The organism is Streptomyces sp. NBC_01571, assembly GCF_026339875.1.
Classification (GTDB): Bacteria; Actinomycetota; Actinomycetes; order Streptomycetales; family Streptomycetaceae; genus Streptomyces.
Window position 1 is genome coordinate 5,199,698 of sequence record NZ_JAPEPZ010000001.1, and the last position, 22,583, is coordinate 5,222,280.

At 69.4% G+C, this 22,583-nt stretch carries 25 protein-coding genes, 1 tRNA gene and 1 pseudogene; 14 read left to right on the plus strand and 13 right to left on the minus strand.

Annotated features, from left to right (window positions below):
• Window positions 1-71: 71 nt before the first annotated feature.
• Both OHB41_RS23380 and OHB41_RS23385 read left to right on the plus strand, forming a co-directional pair.
• Window positions 72-368: a type II toxin-antitoxin system VapB family antitoxin gene (locus OHB41_RS23380; RefSeq protein WP_003955420.1), complete on the plus strand. Its 297-nt coding sequence runs from the start codon at window positions 72-74 to the stop codon at window positions 366-368.
• A gap of 122 nt (window positions 369-490) precedes the next feature.
• Window positions 491-1,150, plus strand: a complete 660-nt coding sequence (locus tag OHB41_RS23385) for a LytR C-terminal domain-containing protein (RefSeq protein ID WP_266700172.1) — start codon at window positions 491-493, stop codon at window positions 1,148-1,150.
• A gap of 135 nt (window positions 1,151-1,285) precedes the next feature.
• Here the strand turns inward: OHB41_RS23385 and upp are convergent, their stop codons facing one another.
• Window positions 1,286-1,921, minus strand: coding sequence for a uracil phosphoribosyltransferase (gene upp / locus OHB41_RS23390; protein ID WP_266700173.1), 636 nt, complete (start codon window positions 1,919-1,921; stop codon window positions 1,286-1,288).
• A 132-nt stretch (window positions 1,922-2,053) separates the two neighbouring features.
• Here upp and OHB41_RS23395 point away from each other — a divergent pair, with 132 nt between their 5' ends.
• The 5 genes from OHB41_RS23395 to OHB41_RS23415 all read left to right on the plus strand — a co-directional run bounded on the left by OHB41_RS23395 (window position 2,054) and on the right by OHB41_RS23415 (window position 4,501).
• Entirely contained in the window at window positions 2,054-2,293 is a 240-nt protein-coding gene (locus OHB41_RS23395; protein ID WP_266706065.1) for a hypothetical protein, read from the plus strand.
• Between the two features lie 240 nt (window positions 2,294-2,533).
• The gene (locus tag OHB41_RS23400) at window positions 2,534-3,073 is read left to right on the plus strand and encodes a tRNA adenosine deaminase-associated protein (protein WP_266706067.1); all 540 of its coding nucleotides are present in this window, start codon (window positions 2,534-2,536) and stop codon (window positions 3,071-3,073) included.
• 82 nt (window positions 3,074-3,155) lie between these two features.
• Window positions 3,156-3,587 (plus strand): tRNA adenosine(34) deaminase TadA, encoded by a 432-nt coding sequence (gene tadA, locus OHB41_RS23405; protein ID WP_266706068.1) that lies wholly within the window; start codon window positions 3,156-3,158, stop codon window positions 3,585-3,587.
• Between the two features lie 61 nt (window positions 3,588-3,648).
• A tRNA-Ser gene (locus OHB41_RS23410) sits at window positions 3,649-3,733 on the plus strand.
• Between the two features lie 570 nt (window positions 3,734-4,303).
• Window positions 4,304-4,501, plus strand: a complete 198-nt coding sequence (locus OHB41_RS23415; RefSeq protein ID WP_266700174.1) for a hypothetical protein — start codon at window positions 4,304-4,306, stop codon at window positions 4,499-4,501.
• A 33-nt stretch (window positions 4,502-4,534) separates the two neighbouring features.
• On the opposite strand, the gene OHB41_RS23420 is transcribed toward OHB41_RS23415, so the two are convergent.
• The 9 genes from OHB41_RS23420 to OHB41_RS23460 all read right to left on the minus strand — a co-directional run bounded on the left by OHB41_RS23420 (window position 4,535) and on the right by OHB41_RS23460 (window position 13,499).
• Window positions 4,535-5,815: a tyrosine-type recombinase/integrase gene (locus tag OHB41_RS23420; protein WP_266700175.1), complete on the minus strand. Its 1,281-nt coding sequence runs from the start codon at window positions 5,813-5,815 to the stop codon at window positions 4,535-4,537.
• Window positions 5,816-5,824: 9 nt separating this feature from the next.
• Window positions 5,825-6,064 carry a helix-turn-helix domain-containing protein gene (locus tag OHB41_RS23425; protein WP_266700176.1) on the minus strand — a complete coding sequence of 80 codons (240 nt, stop codon included), beginning with the start codon at window positions 6,062-6,064 and terminating at the stop codon, window positions 5,825-5,827.
• A gap of 455 nt (window positions 6,065-6,519) precedes the next feature.
• On the minus strand, window positions 6,520-8,001 hold the full coding sequence (locus OHB41_RS23430; protein WP_266700177.1) for an AICE element replication initiation protein: 1,482 nt from the start codon (window positions 7,999-8,001) through the stop codon (window positions 6,520-6,522).
• Window positions 7,994-8,842, minus strand: coding sequence for a bifunctional DNA primase/polymerase (locus tag OHB41_RS23435; RefSeq protein WP_266700178.1), 849 nt, complete (start codon window positions 8,840-8,842; stop codon window positions 7,994-7,996). The genes OHB41_RS23430 and OHB41_RS23435 overlap by 8 nt, the downstream gene beginning before the upstream one ends.
• Complete coding sequence (locus tag OHB41_RS23440; protein ID WP_266700179.1) at window positions 8,839-9,702, minus strand: deazapurine DNA modification protein DpdA family protein; 864 nt, start codon at window positions 9,700-9,702, stop codon at window positions 8,839-8,841. Before OHB41_RS23440 ends, OHB41_RS23435 begins: the two co-directional genes overlap by 4 nt.
• A gap of 88 nt (window positions 9,703-9,790) precedes the next feature.
• A complete protein-coding gene (locus tag OHB41_RS23445; RefSeq protein WP_266700180.1) occupies window positions 9,791-10,255 on the minus strand; it encodes a hypothetical protein in 465 nt (154 codons plus the stop codon).
• Between the two features lie 204 nt (window positions 10,256-10,459).
• A complete protein-coding gene (locus OHB41_RS23450; RefSeq protein WP_266700181.1) occupies window positions 10,460-12,568 on the minus strand; it encodes an FtsK/SpoIIIE domain-containing protein in 2,109 nt (702 codons plus the stop codon).
• A 16-nt stretch (window positions 12,569-12,584) separates the two neighbouring features.
• Complete coding sequence (locus OHB41_RS23455) at window positions 12,585-13,127, minus strand: hypothetical protein (protein WP_266700182.1); 543 nt, start codon at window positions 13,125-13,127, stop codon at window positions 12,585-12,587.
• Window positions 13,128-13,166: 39 nt separating this feature from the next.
• Complete coding sequence (locus tag OHB41_RS23460; protein ID WP_266706069.1) at window positions 13,167-13,499, minus strand: RRQRL motif-containing zinc-binding protein; 333 nt, start codon at window positions 13,497-13,499, stop codon at window positions 13,167-13,169.
• Between the two features lie 135 nt (window positions 13,500-13,634).
• Between OHB41_RS23460 and OHB41_RS23465 the strand changes: the two genes are divergently transcribed.
• Window positions 13,635-14,105, plus strand: coding sequence for a hypothetical protein (locus OHB41_RS23465; RefSeq protein ID WP_266700183.1), 471 nt, complete (start codon window positions 13,635-13,637; stop codon window positions 14,103-14,105).
• A gap of 231 nt (window positions 14,106-14,336) precedes the next feature.
• On the opposite strand, the gene OHB41_RS23470 is transcribed toward OHB41_RS23465, so the two are convergent.
• Both OHB41_RS23470 and OHB41_RS23475 read right to left on the minus strand, forming a co-directional pair.
• Window positions 14,337-15,242: a DUF2637 domain-containing protein gene (locus OHB41_RS23470; RefSeq protein WP_266700184.1), complete on the minus strand. Its 906-nt coding sequence runs from the start codon at window positions 15,240-15,242 to the stop codon at window positions 14,337-14,339.
• A complete protein-coding gene (locus OHB41_RS23475) occupies window positions 15,239-15,499 on the minus strand; it encodes a DUF6284 family protein (RefSeq protein ID WP_266706070.1) in 261 nt (86 codons plus the stop codon). The genes OHB41_RS23470 and OHB41_RS23475 overlap by 4 nt, the downstream gene beginning before the upstream one ends.
• An 8-nt stretch (window positions 15,500-15,507) precedes the next feature.
• Between OHB41_RS23475 and OHB41_RS23480 the strand changes: the two are divergent.
• The 4 genes and pseudogenes from OHB41_RS23480 to OHB41_RS23495 form a co-directional block, all read left to right on the plus strand.
• Window positions 15,508-15,744 (plus strand): annotated as a pseudogene (locus tag OHB41_RS23480) (Dabb family protein); the annotation flags it as partial.
• Window positions 15,745-15,936: 192 nt separating this feature from the next.
• A complete protein-coding gene (locus OHB41_RS23485; RefSeq protein ID WP_526024955.1) occupies window positions 15,937-16,977 on the plus strand; it encodes an RNA polymerase sigma factor SigF in 1,041 nt (346 codons plus the stop codon).
• Window positions 16,978-17,221: 244 nt separating this feature from the next.
• Complete coding sequence (locus OHB41_RS23490) at window positions 17,222-18,148, plus strand: RNA polymerase sigma factor SigF (protein WP_266700185.1); 927 nt, start codon at window positions 17,222-17,224, stop codon at window positions 18,146-18,148.
• Window positions 18,149-18,266: 118 nt separating this feature from the next.
• Window positions 18,267-18,992, plus strand: a complete 726-nt coding sequence (locus OHB41_RS23495) for a hypothetical protein (protein ID WP_323138392.1) — start codon at window positions 18,267-18,269, stop codon at window positions 18,990-18,992.
• 24 nt (window positions 18,993-19,016) lie between these two features.
• Here OHB41_RS23495 and OHB41_RS23500 read toward each other — a convergent pair whose 3' ends face one another.
• Window positions 19,017-19,217 carry a hypothetical protein gene (locus OHB41_RS23500; RefSeq protein WP_153289730.1) on the minus strand — a complete coding sequence of 67 codons (201 nt, stop codon included), beginning with the start codon at window positions 19,215-19,217 and terminating at the stop codon, window positions 19,017-19,019.
• Between the two features lie 226 nt (window positions 19,218-19,443).
• Here OHB41_RS23500 and OHB41_RS23505 point away from each other — a divergent pair, with 226 nt between their 5' ends.
• Window positions 19,444-19,953: a MarR family winged helix-turn-helix transcriptional regulator gene (locus OHB41_RS23505; RefSeq protein ID WP_266700187.1), complete on the plus strand. Its 510-nt coding sequence runs from the start codon at window positions 19,444-19,446 to the stop codon at window positions 19,951-19,953.
• Window positions 19,954-20,053: 100 nt separating this feature from the next.
• Window positions 20,054-22,513: an MFS transporter gene (locus OHB41_RS23510; protein ID WP_526025056.1), complete on the plus strand. Its 2,460-nt coding sequence runs from the start codon at window positions 20,054-20,056 to the stop codon at window positions 22,511-22,513.
• Window positions 22,514-22,583 lie beyond the last annotated feature (70 nt).

Below are 22,583 nucleotides of genomic sequence, written 5' to 3' on the forward strand. Positions count from 1 at the left end.
AGCGTCTTTTCCAGCGTCGCACTCCGTCGCCATGGCTGCGCCCGGAAGGTCTGGGCCGGTAGGCTTTCCGTGTGATCTTCAAGCGCATCGGAAACGGCCGGCCGTACCCCGACCACGGCCGGGAAAGCACCCGGCAGTGGGCGGACGTCGCACCGCGCCCGGTCCGCCTCGATCAGCTCGTCACGACCAAGGGCCAGCTGGATCTGGAGACCCTCCTCGCGGAGGACTCCACCTTCTACGGCGACCTCTTCGCGCACGTCGTGAAGTGGCAGGGCGACCTGTACCTCGAGGACGGCCTGCACCGCGCCGTGCGCGCCGCGCTGCAGCAGCGCCAGGTGCTCCACGCCCGCGTCCTCGAGCTGGGCTAGAACCCGCCGGACCGGAGCCCCACCCCCGCGAACGGGCGTACGTTGACCCTTTTGGGTTGGACTGCGTGCGGGTCAATGATCATTTAGTAGGCATCGCCGCCGCGGCACACTACGCTGCGCCCATGAGCATGCTCACTCCCCCTGGCATGGGCGGCCAGTACCGGATCACGGGGGACAAGTACCCACGGATGCGCCGGCCCCGAGGGCGCCGCAGGCTCGTGTTCCTGGTCGTCGCCTCCGTCACCGCGCTCGGGCTGATCGGGTGGGGAACCCTCCAGCTCATCGACGTCTTCACGGGCGGAGGTGACAAGGCCACGGCAGCCGGCACCAAGGCGCACTGCGGGACCGGTCCGTCGGCCAAGGCGTCCACGGCCGCGGTGTCCAGCGCCGCCGGCGCCCTGCCCCGACCCGGCAAAATCACGGTCAACGTCCTGAACGCCACGCCCCGCAGCGGGCTCGCCAAGGACACCGCCGACGAGCTGAAGAAGCGCGGGTTCCGCATCGGCGACGTGGGCAACGCGCCGAAGGAGTACGACAAGAAGGTGGCCGGCCCCGGGCTGCTCCTCGGCTCCACGGCCGCCGTCAAGGCCGCGCTGCCCGTCCTGGGCACCCAGCTCGCCGGCGCCCAGCTGAAGGCCGACGGCCGGACGCAGGCGGACCGGGTCGACCTCGTCATCGGCACCGGCTTCACCTCGCTCACGAAGAAGGAGGACGCCGACAAGGCGCTCGCCCTTCTGACCCAGCCGAAGCCGGACTCCTCCACCGAGCCGAAGAACTGCTGACCGCCGGACGGCGCGACACGCGCCGCCGACGGCGCCGAACAGACCCGACACACCGAACACACCGGACACACCGAAGGTCCCGCGTCCGACGCGGGACCTTCGACGACTTCACGGGCCGGGCGGCACGCGGGGCTGCTACTCGGCGGCCCCGTACATCCGGTCGCCGGCGTCGCCCAGGCCGGGCACGATGTAGCCGTTCTCGTTCAGGCGTTCGTCGACGGAGGCCGTGACGACGGTGACCGGCGTGCCCGCGAGCTCGCGCTCCATGACCTCGACGCCTTCCGGGGCGGCGAGCAGCACGACGGCGGTGACGTCGTCGGCGCCGCGCTTGATCAGTTCCTGGATCGCCGCGACGAGCGTGCCGCCGGTGGCCAGCATCGGGTCCAGGACGTAGACCTGGCGCCCGGAGAGGTCGTCCGGCATCCGGGTCGCGTACGTGGACGCCTGGAGGGTCTCCTCGTCGCGCACCATGCCCAGGAAGCCCACCTCGGCGGTCGGCAGCAGCCGCACCATGCCGTCGAGCATGCCGAGGCCCGCGCGCAGGATCGGCACGACCAGCGGGCGCGGGTAGGACAGCTTGACGCCCGTCGTGGAGGCCACCGGGGTCACGATGTCGACCTGCTCGGTGCGCACGTCCCTGGTGGCCTCGTAGGCGAGCAGGGTGACCAGCTCGTCGGCGAGCCGCCGGAAGGTCGCGGAGTCGGTGCGCCGGTCGCGCAGGGTGGTGAGCTTATGGGCGACCAGGGGGTGGTCGACGACGTGGAGACGCATGCCCACAACAGTAGCCGGGCCGCCATGTCGCTCGCGCTGGCATCAAACCGCCCGTCCGGGGGAAGGCGGAAAGGACGAACCTGGGGTGGTGTGCGTATGACGGACCGGGAAGAGAAGTCCCCGGAGCAGTCCATGCAGCCGAAGCAACAAAAGCGCTCGGCGCGACCCGAGCGGCCCGAGCAGCCGCCACGCTGGCCGGAGCGGCCGGTCCAGCGGCCGGAGCAGGAGACGGACGCCCAGCGCAGGCGACGCCGGGCCCAGTTCCTCCGTGAACTCACCGAGGCGCGCGAGCTGCGCGACCGCGTCCAGCCACGCCGCGCCAAGGTCGCCCGCCTCCGCCACGCCATGCGCATGCGCACCTTCCGCTGGTAGCTCCGCGGGGATCCGCCCACGCCGTGAGGGCGTAGACATGCACGCGCGACGCCAAGGGCCGCGTACGATCCGCTGGTAGCGATCAAAAGAGGCAGACACAGCAGCCCGAAGACGTCCCCTGGGCGCTCTGTTTCTGCCACGATTCCGAGTGGGTGGGGTCTCGGAGCAGCACTCCCCGCCCACCAACCTCCGCCGGGGGGACCCCCAACCGGCACGCCTATGACCAGTGGGAGAGTCACGGTGTACTTCGCCGCACTGCTCGCGCGCACCGAAGACGGGTGGGAAGCGAGCGACACAGAGCTCGACGATGTGGAGACCCTGTCGGATCTGACCGACCTGGCCCGTGAAGCCTCGGAGGAGGACACGGTGCTCGTACTCATCGAGCAGGAGGACGCGTGGTTCGGCGTCGTCCGCGTGGACGGCGAGGAGGACCCTCGTATCTACGTCTCGGATGCCGCAGCCGCCGCCCGCAGCTCGTACGGCGAGATCCTGCTCACGGACGAACTACTAGGACGGGATCCGGGCGACGACGACGCCGACCTGGACTCCCTCGACCTGGACGGCACCGAGGACGGTGAGCCCGACGACGCACACGACTCCGATGACGAGGACGAGACCGTGTCCAGCGAGGCCGTCTCGCACAGCCCCGTCGGGGACCGCGAGATCCTCGCCGACCTCGGGGTGAGCGAGAAGGAACTGCTCGCCCTGGACGAAGGCGACGCGCTCAGCACGATCGCCGACGCCCTGGGGGCGGCGGAGGTCCTGGAGACCGTCCGCTAGTTCCCCGGGTTAGGTTTCCCGGGTGAGCGGCACAACAGAGACCTTTCCACGAGATCCGGTACGCGACCGCTGGCGGGCCGCGATGCGGCTCGCCCTGGACGAGGCCGAGCGGGCCGTCCGGGGCGGGGATGTCCCCGTCGGCGCCGTCGTGCTGTCCACGGACGGTACGACGGTGCTCGCGACCGGACACAACGAGCGTGAGGCCACCGGTGATCCGACGGCCCACGCCGAGGTGCTCGCGATCCGCGGGGCCGCCCAGCGGCTCGGCGAGTGGCGGCTGTCCGGTTGCACGCTCGTCGTGACCCTGGAGCCCTGCGCGATGTGCGCGGGCGCGCTGGTGCAGTCCCGGGTGGACCGGGTGGTCTTCGGAGCCCGCGACGAGAAGGCGGGCGCGGTCGGCTCCGTCTGGGACCTCGTACGCGACCGCCGGCTCAACCACCGGCCCGAGGTCATCGGCGGTGTGCTCGACGAGGAGTGCGGCCGTCTCCTCACCGGATTCTTCCGCTCCCGCTGAACCCCGGAGGTGCGGGAAACGGATTTCGGACCACGGCCCACCTTGGGGTAAGGTCTCTCTCGGTAGCGTGTCCGAGCGGCCGAAGGAGCTCGCCTCGAAAGCGAGTGTGGCGCAAGTCACCGAGGGTTCAAATCCCTCCGCTACCGCAGGTAGAAGGGGCGTCCGGTTCATCGAACCGGACGCCCCTTCGGCTTCCGTCTCAGTTTCCGTCTCAGTTGCGAAGCTGACCGCCCAAACCATGCGCGAGCAGGTCACCGCAAGAGCAGAATCTCAGTCGACATGTAGGAGTACTGGCCAACGGGGGCGAGGTATGGACTCAGGCCTATTCACGAATCTCGCGTCGGTCGTCACCGTAGCGGCAGTAATCTCGACAAACCCGGCAATCCGCCGCGTCCTCAAGTCGGTCTTCCAGCGCCCACGGGAGACTTCCGTCATCATCACGATGGACGGCAAGCAGATCGAGGTAACCGGCACCTCAACGGTGACAACGCAAGCTGCAGTTGAGTTGGTGCTGCGCAGAGCCTTCGAGGCGGACTCGGAGGCTGCCAGGGAAGACGACACAGCCGCCTCTCAGGCCCCGGATTCAGAAGGCACCCGAAGGAGCGGGGGTGCAGAAAATGAGTGAAGGAGTCGTTGGAGGCCCCGCCGACGTACCTGAGCCTTCTTCATTCGCGCACAACTCGGGCGCAACGAGCACGCCCCCCGCACTAACAACCGTGACCGCCCACTTCAAGTTGGTGTTTCTGTGCGTGACTGCAATCACTCTCCTCACCCTTGCAGCCAGCTTGTATATCGGCATCTTCGTAACGAAGCCGACTGAAGCCGCGAAGTCCGCAATGGATACCTGTTCGACCCTCGCAAATCTTGGCTTCGGTGCCATGGTCGGACTTCTGGGCGGCAAGGCCGTGAACTAAGGGGGCAAGGATCTCCCTGCCCCCTACCCGTGTTCAGCCGATCCGTACGAGTGCCCCAGCGAGTCCGTCATCGTCGCCTGGTCCGGCTCCGGGCGACTCCCAAATGAGCCCGTCAACTCGCTGCGCAACCTCATCGCGAACGGTGTCGACCATGTGCTGATACCGCGCAGCCATGGCGGTGGTGGACCACCCCATGAGGCCCATGACGGCCCTCTCTGAGACCCCGAGGATCAGGAGCACCGTTGCAGCGGTGTGACGTGCGTCATGTAGCCGGCCGTCCCGCACCTTGGCGTCCCTGAGTAGTTCCTTCCAGTCGTCATAGTCCGTGCGTGGAGGCGTTCCCCGCCCAACGGGCGTCGCGAAGAGCCAGCCCTCATCCGTCCAGTCAGACCCCGCCGCGTCGCGTTCGGCATCCTGCCTGGCTTTGTGCATCTTCAGCAGGTCTACGAGCTGAGCCGGCAGGCCGACCGATCGGCGCCCCGCGCGGGACTTCGTGTCCGCCGTCTCGGGGTTGGTCCGTTCGCGCTGCGGGCAGTAGCCGGCCTTTCTGCCGCACCTGTCGCCGCACCCGTGGGCGTAGTGAGGGCGGCGACGGCTCCGACGCACCATCAGCACCCCACGTCGCAGATCCACATCAGCCCACTTCAGGCCGAGAGCCTCCCCCTGTCGGAGCCCGAGAGCCAGAGCTACGGCCCAGCGGGCAGAGTTCCGACGGCCGTCGGCGGTCCGAAGCAGTCGTTGAACCTCCGTGACGGTGTAGGGCTCGATCTCCTCTTCGCTCAGACGAGGAGCCTTGGCGAGCTGCACCGGATTGCGCGTGAGGTGACCCCGCCGTACCGCCTCATTCAGTGCAGTCCGAAAGGTGCGGTGGATCTGATGGATCGTTCCGGCCCTGCGACCATCGGCCTGCATCTTTCCGTAGAACCGTTCGATGTGCTCAGGTCCGAGCTTGTCCAGACGGTGCGCTCCAAGAGCGGGGATCAGGTGTTTCCGCACTGCAACGCCGTACCCCACCATCGTGTTCTCGTTGACGGCCAACGGGGCGATGCTTTCAACCCAATGGGTCAGCCACGTCTCTACCGTCCAGGCTCGCCCGGCCTTCCGAACGGTGCCGCCGTCCCGCTGCTTCTCCAGCTCGCGGACGGCTGTCGTGACCTCGGCTCGGGTCTTGCGTTCGACATGGCGACGATCCGGCTTGCCGTTGTCCCGGATTCCTACGGTGACGCGGCCGTGCCACTTGCCATCCTTGCCCAGGTAGATGGACGAACGGCCGTTGGGCTGCCGGGTGCGCTTGTCGTTCTTCTCTTCTGCCACGGGTACTCCTCAGGCTGCTGCGGCGGTCATAGGGGCGGGGGTGTGCTGCGCCTCGCGGCGGCGGGTGACGAACTCGGGCACAGCGTCGACCGGCACCCTGCGGAGGTGGCCAACGGTGATGGATTCCAGCTCTCCGGAACTGATGAGCCGGTAGCAGACGGTGCGGCCGATCCGGAGGCGGCGGGCAGCTTCCTCCACGGTGAGCAGTACGAGGGTGTTGTCGAACGCGTCGGCGGGGGCCGTATCCATGCGGAGATCTCCCTGAAACCGAAGGAGTGAGGGGTAGCGGGTGCGCGTGTCTGTCCGAGGTTCGGATTTCTGCGTCACCGCGTCATCTGCGTCACTTGAGGCTCTGACCTGCGGTTTTGGGTGACGCGGCGGATCGGGGCTGCGTCACCGCTGCGTCATCGGCTGCGTCACCGGGTGACGCAGGTGACGCAGAATGACGCAGAGCCGACCGTCTGCGTCACCGCTATTGCCGCAGGCCAGCGGCGGTTTTCCGAGTCGGGTGACGCAGGTGACGCAGCGTCTTCCCTCTTAGGACAAAGAAGGGGCTGCCTGTAGTACTCGGGTGCGCCTCACAGAGCGAAGAAGGAGCCGCTGCGCGGCGCGACCTTGGAGCGGCGTTCCGCCGAACAGCAAGAGGAGCACGCCACGCCGCGGGTGCTCCTCTTGCTGTTGGCTTGAGCGTGTGGACCCACGGGTCAGAACGCCTGCGTCTGCTCGTGCGGTGGCAGGGTCAGGGCGACGGTGCGGGTCATTTCGAGGTAGCGGCCCGCCTTGGTACGGCCCGAGTCGATGAGCACGCCCCGTGCCGCCAGCGTGGGTTGGAGGCGCTTGAGGCGGTCGGAGAGGACTTTGCCGGTGGTCGGCCACCCCTTGGGCAGAGGGCGGCACTCGTCGCCGCTGTAGACGCTGCTGAGGCATGACAGCCACTCCGTGGACGTCATCCGCTGCGCCGTGCCCGGCTCGATGGTGTCGGCGTGCCGCAGGACGGTCTGTGCGAGGAGGTCCCCCTCGATCACGTCGTCGTTCAGGTCGTCCAGACTGGCTCGGTAGGCGGTGAGAGCTCCGAGCCCGGTCGCGGCATCGAGCTGTGCGCACAGGTGGGCGAAGTCCGCCATCCGTAGGTCGGTGGGGGTCTCCGTCTCCACTGCGCGGACCTTGACCGTCAGGTCCAGGAGCGAGCCGAGGACCACGGGCAAGACTTCCGCGTAATCCGCCCACAGTTCAGCTTCGGTACGCCGGACACGGGGCCGCTCCAACCGCAGCGGCAGGAGCCGTTCCGCAAGGTCGGGGCGGATGACACCGACGTCGATACCGGTGAGGAGCAGGGGGCGGCGGTAGCCGACGCGGAACACGTCCCCGTCGGTGAACAGCGCGCGTTTGACGCTCTCGGCTCCGGTCACGATGCAGCACATCGCGTCGGAGAGATCCGGCGTCATGTGCGACAGGTTGTCCAGCGCGGTGATCCATCCCGCCGCCACCGCCGCGATCAGGTTTTCCTCATCCTTCGGTGCCCGGCGCAAGTCACCGCTCATCCCCTCGATGATCCGGGTGAGCATCCGGCCCCCGGTCGACTTCCCCGCCCCCTGCGGCCCCGTAAGGAACGGCGCTGGTACCGGCACGGACGGCCCGAGACAACCGATCAGCCACGCGATAGCCAAGCACTCGGTTTCCGCGTTCGCGAAGTTGCACAGCCGCATCAGCAGGTCAATGCCCTTGCCGTTGGTGTCCTTCGCCGGCAACGGGAGTTCCCCAGTGAGCTGCGTCCGGCGCCAGCACACCTCACGCGGGTCGGGGGTGAGCACGTCCCAGCCGGTGGGGTGGATGCGGACGGACTTGCCGTCATCGCGGCCCAGGTCCAGCCACGTCGCCCCGTCGAACCCGGGGGCGACACGGATGTGCACGGCGTGCGTGTCCGCGTCCAACGCGAGTGCTTCGATCAAGTCCAACGCCTCCTTCATCGCCGACCCGTTGAACACGCCGTGCCCGTCCTTGAACAGGCCGACCATGAGTTCCTGGCGGTGGCTGCCCGTGGTGCCCTGCGAGCGGATCGGCCGGGCGACGGGGTGGCCCGTCTTCTGCGCGTACACGGTCCCGTCTGCGGTGCGGAAGTACCGGAAATGCTCCTGTGCGTAGTCCGCAATGACCTTGCGGCCGGGGTTCTTTTCGTCGTCAGACATGGCTGAGTCCCAACGTGATCAGGGCGTTGGTCCACGCGTCGGTGCAGTGCCGCGGCGATTCGCCCTTGGCCTGCGCGGCCGTGAACAGCCGTGCAGCGTGGGCATCGGTGAGGCAGCCGCACCGGCCGTGCGTGGACAGCACGGCGAGGAACGTCCGGTAGACAGTGGCGTGCACCGCACTCGATGCCGCGGCGATGCTCTGTTCCGCCATGGCGATGCCACGTTCGAGAAACGAGGGTGTGCGGTGCGGACACGCGCCCCGTTGGCCACTCAGGGGCACTGAGAGCGTCTGTGGCGCCCTACGGGCCGCGGGCGGCTCGTTTACTGTCAGGGCGCGCACAGCGTCCGTGAGAGCGGCCGTGACGCCCGTGCCAGATCCGAGCCAACGGGCGTATGCCATAAGGGACTTGATGTCGATGCCGGGTCGTACGGCGTTGGCGGACTGCATGGTGCCGCGGTAGATCCAGTGCTCGCCCCGGGTCGTGGCCACGGTCCGGGTGGCCGGCAGGGTCTCGCGGGCCCACGCGATAGCGGCGGGGTCGTCCAGGTCGACCACGGTCACCCCGGCGCCGCCGGGGTGGTAGGCGACCGCCGTCGCGTGCTGCCATACCGGCGCCCACGCTGTGGAGTTGAGGGCCTGCGGGTCGGTGGTGGCCGCGGCCCACCCGTGGCACGGCCGCGGGCAGACGCAGGGGCCCGGGGTCCGCATGTTGGGCCGGCCACCGCACGCGTTCCTGGCGCAGGTCGGGCAGTTCCCGAACGGCAGCTTCCCCCGGCGCAGTGGCAGAACGGGCACGCCCTGCGTCGCGAGAAGCAGGGCAGTGCGCAGGTGGTCTTTCATGCGGCGCTCCGGTCGGTGAGGAGCATTTGGTGGTGGCTGGGGATGGCGTCGATGACGCGCTCGCGCCAAAGCAGGGCGTAGTCAATGCAGTTCGCGCAGTTCTTGTGTGGGTGGCCGGGCAGCGGCGGCCGGCGGCGGGCGTGGGAACTCCAAGCGGCGGAGTCCGCGGAGGCGAGGAGGTGCCCGACGCGTTCCAGGCCGAGGATCTTGAAGCCGAAGCCATGCAGACGCAGGCCGTGCGCGGCCATCGCGGTGACGATGGCAGCGCCCTGGCGGGTGGACTGCAGTCGGCAGACCGAGCCCAAGCCGACGACCGGTTCCGCCCGCAGGTCCACGTCCGCCTTCTCGTACAGCTCCACGCAATGCTCGTACTCGGGGATGCTGCGCCCTTGTAGGACGGGGGCGATGCGCAGGTCGGGGGCGAGGGAGCGCAGTTCGAGGAAGTTCGCCACGGTGCGGCGCTGGTGCTCAGCAACGGACAGGTGGGTGCCGACGAAGTACTGACCGCCGAACCAACCGCCATGGATGATGGCGTCCTCGCACATCCAATCCTGTTGCGCAGCCCAGTCGTAGGGGCCGACGTGCTCCCAGATACGTCGCAGGTCATCGACGTACTGGCGCGGTGTGCGGGTCCAGATGCCCCTTTCCTTCAGCTCCGAGAAGCCTCCGGAGTCGATCGCGTAGGGGCCTTGAGCCTCGTCCCACTTCCGGGCGCGGTCGAAGTGCTCGGACTTCAAGAACAGCGGCACGTCGGTCAGGCGCAGCCAGTGCCGTTTGTGGGTGGTCAGGTAGAACCGCATACCGGCCGCGGCGGGAGCTCCCGCCGGTAAGGCTCGCGGCAGGCTGGTGGGTTGCGTCATGCTGAATGTCTCCAGTTCCTTCGAGGGATGCTGGTGGACAAGGGCGGCCCCGTTCTTTGGCGAGACGTGGGGGCCGCCCTTGGCGTAGCTAGCTGTAGAACTTGTTCCGCTTGATCACGGCTTTGCGGATGTTGACCGTCGTCCCGCCCTTCGAGCCGGATGCGGTGAAGATCTGCACGGCGATCCATCCGCCGAAGATCACGGCGGCGAGGATGATGAGTTGGGTGATCAGGGCGGTGAGTGCGGCGATGAACGTCGTCAGGAGCAGCAGCCCGCCGCACACCGCGAGGAACCCCACGCCCCCGAGCGCGACGTTCACGGCCGCCCGGGACACGGCCGGCTTGGCAGTGGCCGGCCCCGGCTGCACGGGGCTGATGGCGTAGCCGGTGACGACGCGGCCGTCCGGCAGGACGACGCTCGCCACGCTCGGAACGGCGCCCGGCTGCACCGGAACGAGCGGCGCCGGTGCCATGACGACGGGGGTGATCGGGGTGGGCCGGTGGACGTCCACGGCGGTCTCGTACCGGCCGTGGGGGGCGTGTTCGGGGTACATGCGGAATCCCTTCGCGATGCGGTGCAGGGAGGCGGGACCACCCCCGTGCGGGGTGGCTGTGGAGGGGTGTTTCGGGGGTCTGACCTGCGGTCCTCCCTGACTCCCTGAGCGATCATTTGTGCAGCTCAGGGGCAGGGAGGTGGGTCAGGGAGGGGGTTAGGGAGTTCTCCCTGTCTCCCTGCCCGGGGCGGGGTCGGCTCCCTGTCATCCTTCGGCGGAAGCGGAACCGTCCGCGTCGCGGTTGGCGAGCGAGCGCAGGACGCGGTCACGGCTGACGACCATGACCCCATCGGACTTGTGCGGCTCCGCGCCGGCGTCGTCCAGGACGCGCTTGAGGTCGATGAACGACCAGCCGCCGTACGCATCCGCACTCAGCGCAGCTAGGCGGGCCAGCACGTCCTTGGTCCGCACCCGCGGCTTGTCCCCGAGCACGCTCGCGATGTCGGTGAGCGGGTCGCGCTTCTCACCGCGGTTGAGGGTGGTGACGCCGTCACGCAGGGCCTTGGCTCGCTCGGTGATGGCCTTGGCGTCCTCATCCCCGATGAAGTGCGTGCGCACGGTGATGGAGGACTGACCCTTGGGGATCTCGATGCCGTCGGAGGCGATGACCAGGGTTCCCTTGTCGAGTCCCTGGCGCAGCAGGTGCGGGGCTGCGCCGGCGTTGACTGCCTTCTCGCCCAGCGCCATGACGGACTGCGCTGCGGTGCCCAGGGCGAGGGAGGCGCGGGTGTGGGCGCCCTCGCGGACCAGCTTGGGAAGGTTCTGGTCGGTCGGGTCCTGCGTTCCCTCGTACATGAGGACGTCGACCACGCGGCCCTGGTTGTGGACCTTGCGCACGGCCATGAAGTAGCGCGACAGGGCCTTGGATCCGCCGTAGGGGCGCTTTTGGTCGTCCATGGCCGGGCACATGAACGCCACCTGTGCTTCGTCCACGATCCCGATCAGCGGGTCGAACACGACAGTGGGGTCGGCCTGTCGCTGCGCGATCCGCTGGTTCATCTCGTCAACCAGGCCCTCAACCATCTCGGTCGCCTCGATCACGTGCTCATCGGTCGGGCCCTGAATCAGGATGGTGGCCAGTCCGTCGAACATCGACCAGTCGCCGGCGCCCTTGAGGTCAGCGATGCGGAACTCGACCCGTCGATCCAACGACGCCCACAGCGCCAGCGACCGAAGCGCGGCGGTCTTGCCCTGGTTCGACAACCCCGTGATCAGCAAATGCCGCTGATACAGAGACAGCGCCGCCGCGTCGCCGCGCAGGTCCTGCCCCCACGGGGCGCGGCCCTTGGTGTAGTCGGCGGTCATGGTCTCGTCGGTGACCAGCGGAGACGGGCCGATCGGCTCATCGAGCGCCCCGGAGTCCGCGATCCACAGCCGCACCGTCCGGGCAGCAATGGGGATCATGATGAACACTTCGTGCTCGTGCCGGGTCAGGTTCTCGGCAAGCTTCCGGCGCCGGTTCTGCACCTCGATCGTGGACACCCCGGACGGGAGCGTGACGTCGACTTCCACGCCGCATCCGGCGATCCGGATCGGCCCGAGCATCGACGCGCCGGCGTCGCCCATGTCCTTGATGGCGTTGCGGAGCGGGGCGACTCCGAGATCCCGGAGTGCCTTGATGACGATCGACGGGGTGATCGGCTCGCCCTCACCGTTCTTGATGTTCGCCGGCAGTGCCCACGCGGGGGCCGCGTGCTGCTTGCTGCCGACTGCCCACAGGGCGAGCAGGGCGAGGAACGGGCCGATCGTGATCACGGGCCCCCACACGACCTGAACGATCCAGATCAGCAGGTTGATGAAGTCGACGGCCGCCATCAGCGGCGTGACGACGTCACTGACGTCCTTGGTCGCAATCGCCATGACGATGCCGAGGGCGACCAGTCCGCCTATGCCCATGCCGGTGCCGGCCGCGATGCCCTTCGCCGCGTCGATCGGGGAAGTGAGCAGGTCCATGCGGCGGCGGTGCCGGGCGTCGCGGTAGCGCTGCCCGCGCTCCTCCCACTCGGCCGCGAGTTCCATGTTCCCCGCAGCCTCCGCGGTGCGCATGTACCGCTCGTAGCGGGCGGCAGTCCGGCCGTCCCACGCCCGGCGCCCGACGATCCGCGCGCCCCCGACCACATACAGGCTGTGGCGGGCGGCAGCGCGGGCGGTCGCTTTCGTGTGGTCGTGCGTGACGGCCGTCTTCACCGCACGCCCGGAACGGACCCACAGCGGAACGGGCGGGGCCGGGGCGGGTTCGGGGACCACGGTCAGGGTGGTGACGGTGGCGGGCTCGTTGGTGTCCTTGTGCAGGTGGACGACGTTCTCGGTCATGTGGAGCGTCTCCTGTTCAGGCGTGGGAGCCGGGGACGATGCGGTTGGCGAGGTACTCGAAGCCGTAGGCTTCGGCCTCTTCCTGGTCGACGAGCCAGTTGTGTTCGCGGGCGTCGCGGCGTGACTGCCGCTCGATGCCGAACCCGGCGCGGGTGTTGGCCACGACCCGCTCGAACACGCCCTTGCGGCTGAACTGCATGGCGTGGGTGAGTTCGTGAACGAGCGTCACGGCGAACGCTTCGGGGGTGGGGTGCTTGTCGACGTCGATGATGATCAGCGCGCTCTTGTCCGGGCGCGGGATGGCGCGGGCCTGGATCTCGCGGGCCACCTTGCGGGCGTCGCGTTCGGCACGGTTGAGGGTGCGGCGGTCGATGGCGCCGGCGAGGGCGATGTCGGCGGCGGTCATCGCTTCGGCCATGCCGCGTTCGTTGGTGAGGATCACCTCGACGTCCGGCATCCGGCCCGGCACCGCCCGGTTCACCACGGTCACGGCCTGTTCCGTCAGCCGTTTCGCGGTGCGGGCGGTCGAGCCGTATCCGGGGATCTTGTGCGTGCTCACGGTCGTCTTCACACGAGTCTCCGAGGGGAAAGCCGCAGGTCACGCGGCAGCAGATTCGGCGGTGATGCACAGACCGCAGATGCCGTGCCGGGTCGACAGGCAGTAGCTGTAGGTGATCTGGCACTTGGGGCAGGTGCGGCGGGCGAGCATCGCCAGGGCGAGCGCGCCCCACTTCCGCGACGTCATCGGCCGCACGGGCTTGGCCAGGTCGAGGCGGTAGAGGTAGGAGACGCGCACCCCGCCCTGTCGGCGGTTGACGCGCATGACTTGCGCGGCGATTTCTTGCCCTCCGGGGCGCAGACCGCGGGCCCGTAACTGTCGGCGGGTGGCGAGCCCGTCCGGGGCCAGGCGCCACGGATAGGTGGAAACCAGCGGGTTCGAGGGATTTGGACGGTGTTCTCGTGAGAACCCGCTGGGGACGTGGTCTTTTTGGTCGGGGGTGCCGCGCGGGTTCGGCTTTGGAGCGTGCGGCAGGATGGGGCTCCGATCGGTGGAGGGGGCGTTGGGGTGAGCTATGACCTGCAAGCGGTGATCGCCGGTGAAGAGGTGCTGCGCGCCGCTTCACTGGATTTGCCTGCTGCTCGGATGGCGTCGCTCGGACAGGGCCTGTCGCTGATGCCGATGACAGACGCCCTCTTTGATTCCGTCGCGGACGGCAGCGATAACGGCGCTTTGGGGTTCTGGCGGCTGCCGGGAGGGTTCGAGAAGACCCTCGCTGACTGGTCGACCGCTGGGCCGGTGGCCTACGTGGAAGCCGAGTACTTCGGCGGTGTGGGCGAGCAGCAGGCTGCCGTGTGGGATGCCGGCACCGTCGTGCTGGGACCGCTCCATGTACAGGAGGGCCAGCCCTTTCCGCCAGCTGGCAGCGCCATCTCGCAGGCACTTCGACGGCTGGGCGTCGTGGCGAGCGCCGGGGAGGACGAGTTCTCAGCTGTGGGATTGGGCCGTCACCGACACGGTGAGAGATGGATAGCCTGAGCAGCGGCTTCCGGATTCCCGCATGAACGGGCAAATTCCTGGCTCCGCTCGCGGAATCTGCCCGTAAGTGCGAGAACCTCGTGACCTCGTGGGCACGCCCCGCGCAGGATGCTCACCTGCGCACTTGCGCCGACGCGGCCGCCGCACATCTCGGGGAACCCGCGTGAACTCCAGTTGGTATCCCGTAGCGGTCCCCGGACGGGTCGAAGCACTTGCCCCACGCGGCGGACATCAGACGGCCGCCTTAGCGGCCCGCTCGCCGCGCAGGGTGTCCCGCAGCGTCCGGGCGTTGACCGGTGAGGTGTGGACCGCGAGGCGGATGCCCTCCGCGGTGAGCTTCGTGTCCGGCCAGTCGGCGGTGACGCGCCGTGCCTCATCGAGCAGTTGATCGGGGGTGCGCTTCGGCCGGCTCGATCGAGCGACTGCGGGGACCCGACCGGTTGCCCGGCGCGGGCGGGTCGACTCCGCAGCAGCCACTGACCGCCGCTCGATTGGCGTTGCGGGAATCGGGGCGGTGGGAGTCGGGACGGGCTTGAGGGGAACCGCCGGCTTCTCGAACGGAACGGTCACGGGATCGGGCATCCGCACGGGCGCCGTGGCGACCGGGGCGGGGGTCGATTCCGCGAGGTCAGCCGTAGACCGTTTGCTCACGCTCTCGGTAGATTCCTCCGCATTCACGACCGGCGCCGGAATCGACTCCGTGGTCGGGGCGGGGCGGTGGTGCAGGACCTTGGCGACCAGATCGGAGCCGAAGTAGATCGACCCGACCGGAAGCGAGGTGGCCAGCAGCACGAGGGCGTAGTTGGCAGGGTCCCAGTCGGCGAGCCGTCCCCAGTCGACCGTGGCGCCGTGCAACTGCGGGATGAGTCCGTGGACGTAGTTGAGGACCAGCGAAGCGGCGGTGTAGGTGCCCAGGACCCGCAACGCGAACGTCCTTGCCTGGTCTGTCAGGACCAGGGTGGCGACGAGGGCGAGGGCCATCAGGCCGTCGACCACGAACGGGTAGAGCGTCGCCGCGGTGTCATCCGCGCCAATCGCGGTGGCGATGTCCCGCAGCGCGTTCCAGGAGACCCGGAACGCCATGGCGACCACGACCACCAGAGCGAGGACTAACAGGCCCTTTCCCCACCGGTTCACGCCGCACCGCCGGCGGCTTCAGCGTCGGTGGTGCGGTTGGCGAGGACGCGGTACTCGGTGAGGACCCGAGCCAGGGCCCGGCGGACGCGGCGGGTGTCGACCTCGTTCGGGGTGTGGTCCATGGCGATGATCTGCGCGTCGATCAGGTCGACGTCCGCCAGGATCAGCGGGAGCTCCTGCTCGATCGCGTCCAGTTCCGCGTCGGTCGGCTCGTTCCACTCGGCGAACGCGGTAACGGCTTCCTGAACAGTGACGATGGGGTTCGCGCGTCGTCGAGGGCGTCGCCGCCTTCCGCGCGCTCGGCGACCTGATCCCCGACGTGCGGTTCTGGGAATGCGACTGGAACATCACCGACCGGCCCATCGCCTACGACTTCGCGATCAACTCCGCGGTCGACGACGCGGACGCCCTGCAGCGGTACTTGGAGCATCCGGCGCATCAGGCGGGCGTCGCGCTGTGGCGCGAGTTCGCGACCTGGGTGATCGCCGACTACCCCTTCTGAGCCGCGCGCCCCGGAGCCCCTCGCCACGACCGGCGGGGGGCTTCTCCGCGTCACGGGCCCCCAACTCTCCACAGTTCCCGTTCAACACGGCTTTATGCGGTGCTTGCACACAGTGCACATGTCTTGTGATGCTATGACCGCTTTTGACGGATGAGTTGACGGATCTGACGGATGATAGAGGTGGAGTTGACCGTGCCGGCCAGTACTGCGCCTCAAGCACCGCCCCAGGAACCGACGGCACCTCTGGAGCGGACCCCGCTCCACGAACAGGCACCTCCCCAGGAGCGGGCTCCCCTCCAGGAACAGCCGGCACCTCCCCAGGAGCGGCCCCAGCTCCTGGAACAGGCGGCACCGCCCCAGGGCCGGACGCCGGAGCAGGAGCGCGCTCCGCAGGAGCATCCGGCGCCGGAGCAGGAGCGGGCGCCCGAGGAGGAGCAGGCCCCGTTCCAGGAGGCCGCCCCCGAGCGCCGACGCGGCGCCGACACCCGGGCCCTCACCCAGGTGCTCTTCGGCCGGCTCAAGACGCTGGAGCCGGGCACCGCCGAGCACGACCAAGTACGCGGGGCGCTCATCGAGGCGAACCTGCCGCTCGTCCGCTACGCCGCCGCCCGCTTCCGCAGCCGCAACGAGCCCATGGAGGACGTGGTCCAGGTCGGCACCATCGGGCTCATCAACGCGATCGACCGCTTCGACCCGGAGCGGGGCGTGCAGTTCCCGACCTTCGCGATGCCCACGGTCGTCGGCGAGATCAAGCGGTACTTCCGCGACAACGTCCGCACCGTCCACGTACCCCGCCGGCTGCACGAGCTGTGGGTGCAGGTGAACAGCGCCACCGAGGACCTGACGACGGCCTTCGGGCGTACGCCCACGACCGCCGAGATCGCCGAGCGGCTGCGCATCACCGAGGAGGAGGTGCTGTCCTGCATCGAGGCCGGGCGCTCGTACCACGCGACCTCCCTGGAGGCCGCCCAGGAGGGCGACGGGCTGCCCGGGCTGCTCGACCGGCTCGGCTACGAGGACCCCGCGCTCGACGGGGTGGAGCACCGCGACCTCGTACGCCACCTGCTCGTGCAACTGCCCGAACGCGAACAGCGGATCCTTCTGCTGCGCTACTACAGCAATCTGACGCAGTCGCAGATCAGCGCCGAGCTGGGCGTTTCCCAGATGCACGTGTCAAGGCTCCTCGCCCGCAGCTTCGCACGTCTTCGATCCGCAAACAGGATCGAGGCGTAACCGGTAAGAGCGAATCGCTCAGAGATTCCTTTTCCGTCCGTTCAGCCGTGAAATGCCGTCAGACCCCCTTTTTCCAGGGCCGATTCACCCTCTCCATGTCGACATGTCACTACAGCGTGTTGCCGACATGTGACATTCTGCCGGAAGCGCGTTTGCCGCAGCCTCCCGACCGGTATTCAGGTGGAGGCTGCGTTCCTCCGACGGGAGCGTCCGCCGCGACCGTCCGCGACCCAAAGGGGGTGGCATGTCCGCAGACCAGGGCAGCTCGAAGGTGCTCACGCTCACGAAGAGCGACTCGGAGCCCGACGCGCTTCACGTTGTCATTGCCGACGTATCGGCCCTTCCGGCCCCGGATGCCGTCCCGGCCGCTCCGGCCGCTCCGGCCGCCCAGGCCGCTCCGACCTCGGAAGCCATCGACACCCGCACCCTGTCCCGCTCCCTGTTCCTGCGGCTCGCCGCACTCGGTGAGGACAGCCCGGAGCGCGGCTACGTCCGGGACACACTCATCGAGCTGAACCTCCCGCTCGTCCGGTACGCGGCGGCCCGCTTCCGCTCCCGCAACGAGCCGATGGAGGACATCGTCCAGGTCGGCACCATCGGCCTGATCAAGGCGATCGACCGCTTCGACTGCGAACGCGGGGTGGAGTTCCCGACGTTCGCGATGCCCACCGTCGTGGGCGAGATCAAGCGCTTCTTCCGCGACACGTCGTGGTCGGTCCGGGTGCCGCGCCGTCTCCAGGAGCTGCGGCTCGCCCTCACCAAGGCCAGTGACGAGCTCTCCCAGAAGCTCGACCGCTCCCCGACGGTCGCCGAACTCGCCTCCGTGCTCGGCGTATCCGAGGAGGACGTGGTCGACGGCCTGGCCGTGGGCAACGCGTACACGGCGTCCTCGCTGGACTCGCCGGCCCCCGAGGACGACGGCGGCGAGGGCTCCCTCGCGGACCGCCTCGGCTACGAGGACACGGCCCTGGAGGGCGTCGAGTACCGCGAGTCGCTGAAGCCGCTGCTCGCCAAGCTCCCGCCCCGCGAGCGCCGCATCATCATGCTGCGCTTCTTCGCGAACATGACCCAGTCGCAGATCGGCGACGAGGTCGGCATCTCCCAGATGCACGTCTCCCGGCTGCTCACCCGGACCCTCGCCCAGCTGCGCGAAGGACTCATCTCCGACTGAGGAGCCGGCGCGGGAGAACGACCTCCCGAGCCTTCATAATTGACGGTCCGTCAGTCACACTGGCGCGATGCGTCGAGCGGGTCGAGCGACTTGTCGTCCTGGCCGTCGAGGCGCCCTGGTGGGCGCCTCGACGGCTGTGGTGTGTCTGAGCGCCGTGCTGGCCGCGTGCGGCAGCGGCGGCGGAGGCGGCGGCCACGTCGCGGCGGGAGTGCCCGGGGGGTCCGGCAGGGCCGTGGCCCCCACCGGCGACGTCTCCCTGGCCCCACTGGCCGGGGGGAGCGCCTCACACCCCGGGAAGGGCCCCCGCGGCGACGCCGGGGCGGCCGCCGACGGGACGACGCGGCCGGCCGGGAGTCCGGGGCCGCCGGGACCGTCCTCGGACGTTGCCGGGAAGGGGGCGGGGGCGGGCAGCGGCGCCGGGACCGGCGGACCTCCGGCACCTGCCTCCACGGGCGGCAACCCGGGTCGGGCGCAGGCGAGTTCAGGCAGTGGGCCGACGACCGCCCCGCCGACGCACCCGGCACCGTCCGCGCCGGCGCCCGCCGCCGTGCAGGTGGGCGCGCCCGAGCGGGAGGCCACCGGTCAGCGCTGGTGCGAGAAGGTGACCCTCTCCTTCCGCAACACCGGCGGCACCGCGGTGCGTTCGGGCACGGTGACCCTCGGGACGCACATCATCGGGGCGCTCGGGATCGACTGGGCCACGATCGGGTCGACGCGGGACCTGCCCGCGCCGATCGCCCCGGGAGCGGGCACCAGGAAGTCCTGGACGGTGTGCGTCGACGCCTGGCGCGTGCCGTTGGGCATGCACATCGAGACACGGGACGTGTCCGTCCAGTGGAAGTGACCCGCCGCTACCGGCGGGGCGTCCTCACGACAGGGCGAGCCATGCCACGGCGGCGACGACCGCCACGGCGACGACGATGCCGATGATGAGGCCGATGCGGGGACCCGCCGGGGCGGCCACCTGCTGCTGCTGACGGGCCTGGGGGCCCTCGTCGACGAAAGCGCGGAACATCTGGGTGCTACCCGCGGGGTCGTAGTTGCCCTCGGGGCCCTGGGTGTTTGCCATGGCCCAGGACCCTAGCGAATAGCCGGAGCCCACCCAAGTGCGGGGGCCCCTCTGGTGCGCGGCCGGGCCTCACAGCCGACTCTCAGTCCGGCACCGCTCTCACCAGCAGGTTTACATTTGCCAATGCTTGCCTTTGCCATGTTTTTATCCCAGTGGGGACCATTTCGTTTGCCTGCAGCAACCAACTGCATTTATGGTTGCCCCAAGCAACGAATATGGAGGGGCGATGGCCGAGCGGGCGCAGTACGAGGAGTTGGCCCGTCAGCTCAGTGCCATCGGCGCCGTGAAGAGGGAGCTGGCGCGGATCCTGCCGCACGACTGCCCGGCGGGTTCCGCCGCCGTGCTGACGCTGCTGGGCCGCCACGGCGACATGCGGATGAGCAAGCTCGCCGAGCTGCTCTCCGTGGACATGTCCGTGACCAGCCGCCATGTCGCGCACGTCGCCGACCGGGGCTGGATCGAACGCCTCCCCGACCCGGCCGACAAGCGCTCGCGCATCCTGCGTCTCACCGACGCCGGGCACGCGCGGCTCGACGAGCTCTCCCGGCGCTCCTCGCAGCTCTTCGCCGACCGGCTCAGCGACTGGTCCGACCAGGAGGTCGGGCTGCTCAGCCACCTCATGGGCCGGCTGCGCGAGAGCTTCGGCGACTGCCGCACCACCCAGCGGCCCCCCTGTCCGGCCGCTGCCCAAGCAGCCCACGCAACAGAACCGACCACCACCCGTACACCCGCGTAAGCACACGAAGCACTAGAGAAGGAAGCCCATGGCAACGACCACACCAGCCGGTGTGCGGGCTCACGCCAAGCACGGAGGTGGGTCCTCCGACGGCGCTCCGATGACACACCGGCAGATCATGGAGGCGCTCTCCGGGCTGCTCCTCGGCATGTTCGTCGCGATCCTGTCGTCGACGATCGTCACCAACGCCCTGCCCGAGATCGTCGGCGACCTGGGCGGCGGCCAGTCCGCGTACACCTGGGTCGTCACGGCCGCGCTGCTCTCCATGACCGCGGCCACGCCCCTGTGGGGCAAGCTCTCCGACCTGTACAGCAAGAAGGCGCTCGTACAGATAGCCCTGGTCATCTACGTCCTCGGATCCGCCGCCGCGGGTCTGTCGCAGAACGCCGGCATGCTGATCGCCTGCCGCGTGGTCCAGGGCATCGGTGTCGGCGGTCTGTCCGCCCTCGCCCAGATCGTCATGGCGGCGATGATCTCCCCGCGCGAGCGCGGCCGCTACTCCGGCTACCTCGGCGCGACCTTCGCCGTCGCAACCGTCGGCGGTCCGCTGCTAGGCGGCGTCATCACCGACACCTCGTGGCTCGGCTGGCGCTGGTGCTTCTACGTCGGTGTGCCGTTCGCGGTCATCGCGCTGATCGTGCTGCAGAAGACCCTGCACCTGCCCGTCGTCAAGCGGGAGGTGAAGGTCGACTGGGGCGGCGCGTTCTTCATCTCTGCCGCGGTCTCGCTGCTGCTGGTCTGGGTCACCTTCGCCGGTGACAAGTACGACTGGATGTCGTGGCAGACCGCCGCGATGGTCGGCGGCGCGATCCTCCTCGGCGCGGTCTTCGTGCTCGTCGAGTCCAAGGTGAGCGAGCCGATCATCCCGCTGCGGCTGTTCCGCAACCGCACCATCACGCTCTCCTCCCTCGCCTCGCTCTTCGTGGGCGTCGCGATGTTCACCGGCACGGTCTTCTTCAGCCAGTACTTCCAGCTGGCCCGAGACAAGTCCCCGACGATGTCGGGCGTCATGACCATCCCGATGATCGGCGGCCTGTTCATCGCCTCCACGGTCTCCGGCCAGGTCATCACCAAGACCGGCCGCTGGAAGTACTGGCTGGTCAGCGGCGGCGCCCTGATCACCGCGGGCCTCGGCCTGCTGGGCACCATCCGCTACGACACGACCTACTGGCACGTCGCGATCTTCATGGCGCTGCTGGGCCTCGGCATCGGTATGACGATGCAGAACCTGGTGCTGTCCACGCAGAACCAGGTGGCGCCGTCCGACCTCGGGTCCGCCAGCTCCACGGTGACGTTCTTCCGCTCCCTCGGCGGCGCGATCGGCGTCTCCGCGCTGGGCGCGATCATGTCCACCCGGATCACCGACTACGTCAAGGACGGCCTGTCCGGCCTCGACCCCAAGTACGCGGCCGCGGCGGCCTCTTCCGGCACCGGCACCATCCCGGACATGGACGCCCTGCCCGCCCCGCTGCGCACCCTCCTGGAGAGCGCGTACGGCCACGGCATCGCGGACGTCTTCATGATCGCCTCCGCGCTGGCGCTGCTCGCCTTCTTCATCATGCTGTTCATCAAGGAGGTCCCGCTGCGGACCTCGGGCGCGCTGGCCCAGGCTGCCCAGGCCGCGCAGGCCGACGCGGGGGTTCCCGCCGTCGCCGCCGCCGAGGAGGCCCCGGCCCGGTCCGTCCCCGCGACGGGTACCGCGACGAGCACCGTGGCGGACACCGAGTCCGCGCCGGAGGGCACCCAGCGGCTCGCCGCCGTCGCCACGGCGACGCGGGAGAGCACCCCGGCGCCGTCCGGCGGGATCCCCGTCCGCGGCCACGTCCGCGGCGCCGAGAGCGCGCCGGTGCCGCAGGCCGCGGTCACGCTGATCTCGCTCGCGGGACGGCAGCTGGGCCGGTCGGTCGCCCAGGCCGACGGCTCCTACGCCGTGGACGCGCCCGGCACGGGTTCGTACGTCCTGATCGCCTCCGCCGACGGCTTCCAGCCGCAGGCCTCGACGATCGTCGTGAACGGCGAGCCGGTGGCGTACGACATCCTGCTGAGCGGCACGAGCGGGCTGAGCGGGCTCGTGCGGGCCGCCGGAGCCGGGACCCCGGTCAAGGACGCCATGGTCATCGTGACCGACGTGCGCGGCGACGTGCTGGCCACCGGGACCACCGGTGAGCAGGGCGAGTTCAGTTTCGCCGAGCTGGTGCCCGGACCGGTGACCGTCGCGGTGAACGCGGCGGGCCACCGTCCGCAGGCGCTGCCCGTCGAGGTCGGTGGCGCCGGGGTCACCCGGGTCGAGGTCGAACTCCGCGCGGGCGCCCAGCTCCAGGGTGTCGTACGGGCACCCGGCGGCCCGCTGCCGGACGCGCGGGTCACGCTGGTCGACGCGGCCGGCAACGTGATCGGCACGGCGCGCACCGGCACGGACGGCGCGTACGCCTTCACCGACCTGGACGGCGGCGAGTACACGGTCATCGCGACGGGTTACCCGCCGGTGGCCACCGCGCTGACCGTCGGCGGTCGCGGTGTCGACGACCACGACATCGAACTCGCCCACCCCGGCGAGTAAAAGGAATCCCCGGCCCGTGGGACGCGCGCTCCGAGCGGAGGCCGTGCTCCCACGGGCCGGTTCATGTGCA

Bases quoted from the DNA above. Each gene is read 5' to 3' on its own strand.
- OHB41_RS23435 (WP_266700178.1), bottom strand. From the start codon at position 8,842: ATGAAAGACCACCTGCGCACTGCCCTGCTTCTCGCGACGCAGGGCGTG.
- OHB41_RS23510 (WP_526025056.1), top strand. From the start codon at position 20,054: ATGACACACCGGCAGATCATGGAGGCGCTCTCCGGGCTGCTCCTCGGC.
- upp (WP_266700173.1), bottom strand. From the start codon at position 1,921: ATGCGTCTCCACGTCGTCGACCACCCCCTGGTCGCCCATAAGCTCACC.
- OHB41_RS23505 (WP_266700187.1), top strand. From the start codon at position 19,444: ATGGCCGAGCGGGCGCAGTACGAGGAGTTGGCCCGTCAGCTCAGTGCC.
- OHB41_RS23385 (WP_266700172.1), top strand. From the start codon at position 491: ATGAGCATGCTCACTCCCCCTGGCATGGGCGGCCAGTACCGGATCACG.
- OHB41_RS23450 (WP_266700181.1), bottom strand. From the start codon at position 12,568: ATGACCGAGAACGTCGTCCACCTGCACAAGGACACCAACGAGCCCGCC.
- OHB41_RS23425 (WP_266700176.1), bottom strand. From the start codon at position 6,064: ATGGATACGGCCCCCGCCGACGCGTTCGACAACACCCTCGTACTGCTC.
- tadA (WP_266706068.1), top strand. From the start codon at position 3,156: ATGCGGCTCGCCCTGGACGAGGCCGAGCGGGCCGTCCGGGGCGGGGAT.
- OHB41_RS23445 (WP_266700180.1), bottom strand. From the start codon at position 10,255: ATGTACCCCGAACACGCCCCCCACGGCCGGTACGAGACCGCCGTGGAC.
- OHB41_RS23430 (WP_266700177.1), bottom strand. From the start codon at position 8,001: ATGTCTGACGACGAAAAGAACCCCGGCCGCAAGGTCATTGCGGACTAC.
- OHB41_RS23490 (WP_266700185.1), top strand. From the start codon at position 17,222: ATGTCCGCAGACCAGGGCAGCTCGAAGGTGCTCACGCTCACGAAGAGC.
- OHB41_RS23395 (WP_266706065.1), top strand. From the start codon at position 2,054: ATGCAGCCGAAGCAACAAAAGCGCTCGGCGCGACCCGAGCGGCCCGAG.
- OHB41_RS23500 (WP_153289730.1), bottom strand. From the start codon at position 19,217: ATGGCAAACACCCAGGGCCCCGAGGGCAACTACGACCCCGCGGGTAGC.
- OHB41_RS23440 (WP_266700179.1), bottom strand. From the start codon at position 9,702: ATGACGCAACCCACCAGCCTGCCGCGAGCCTTACCGGCGGGAGCTCCC.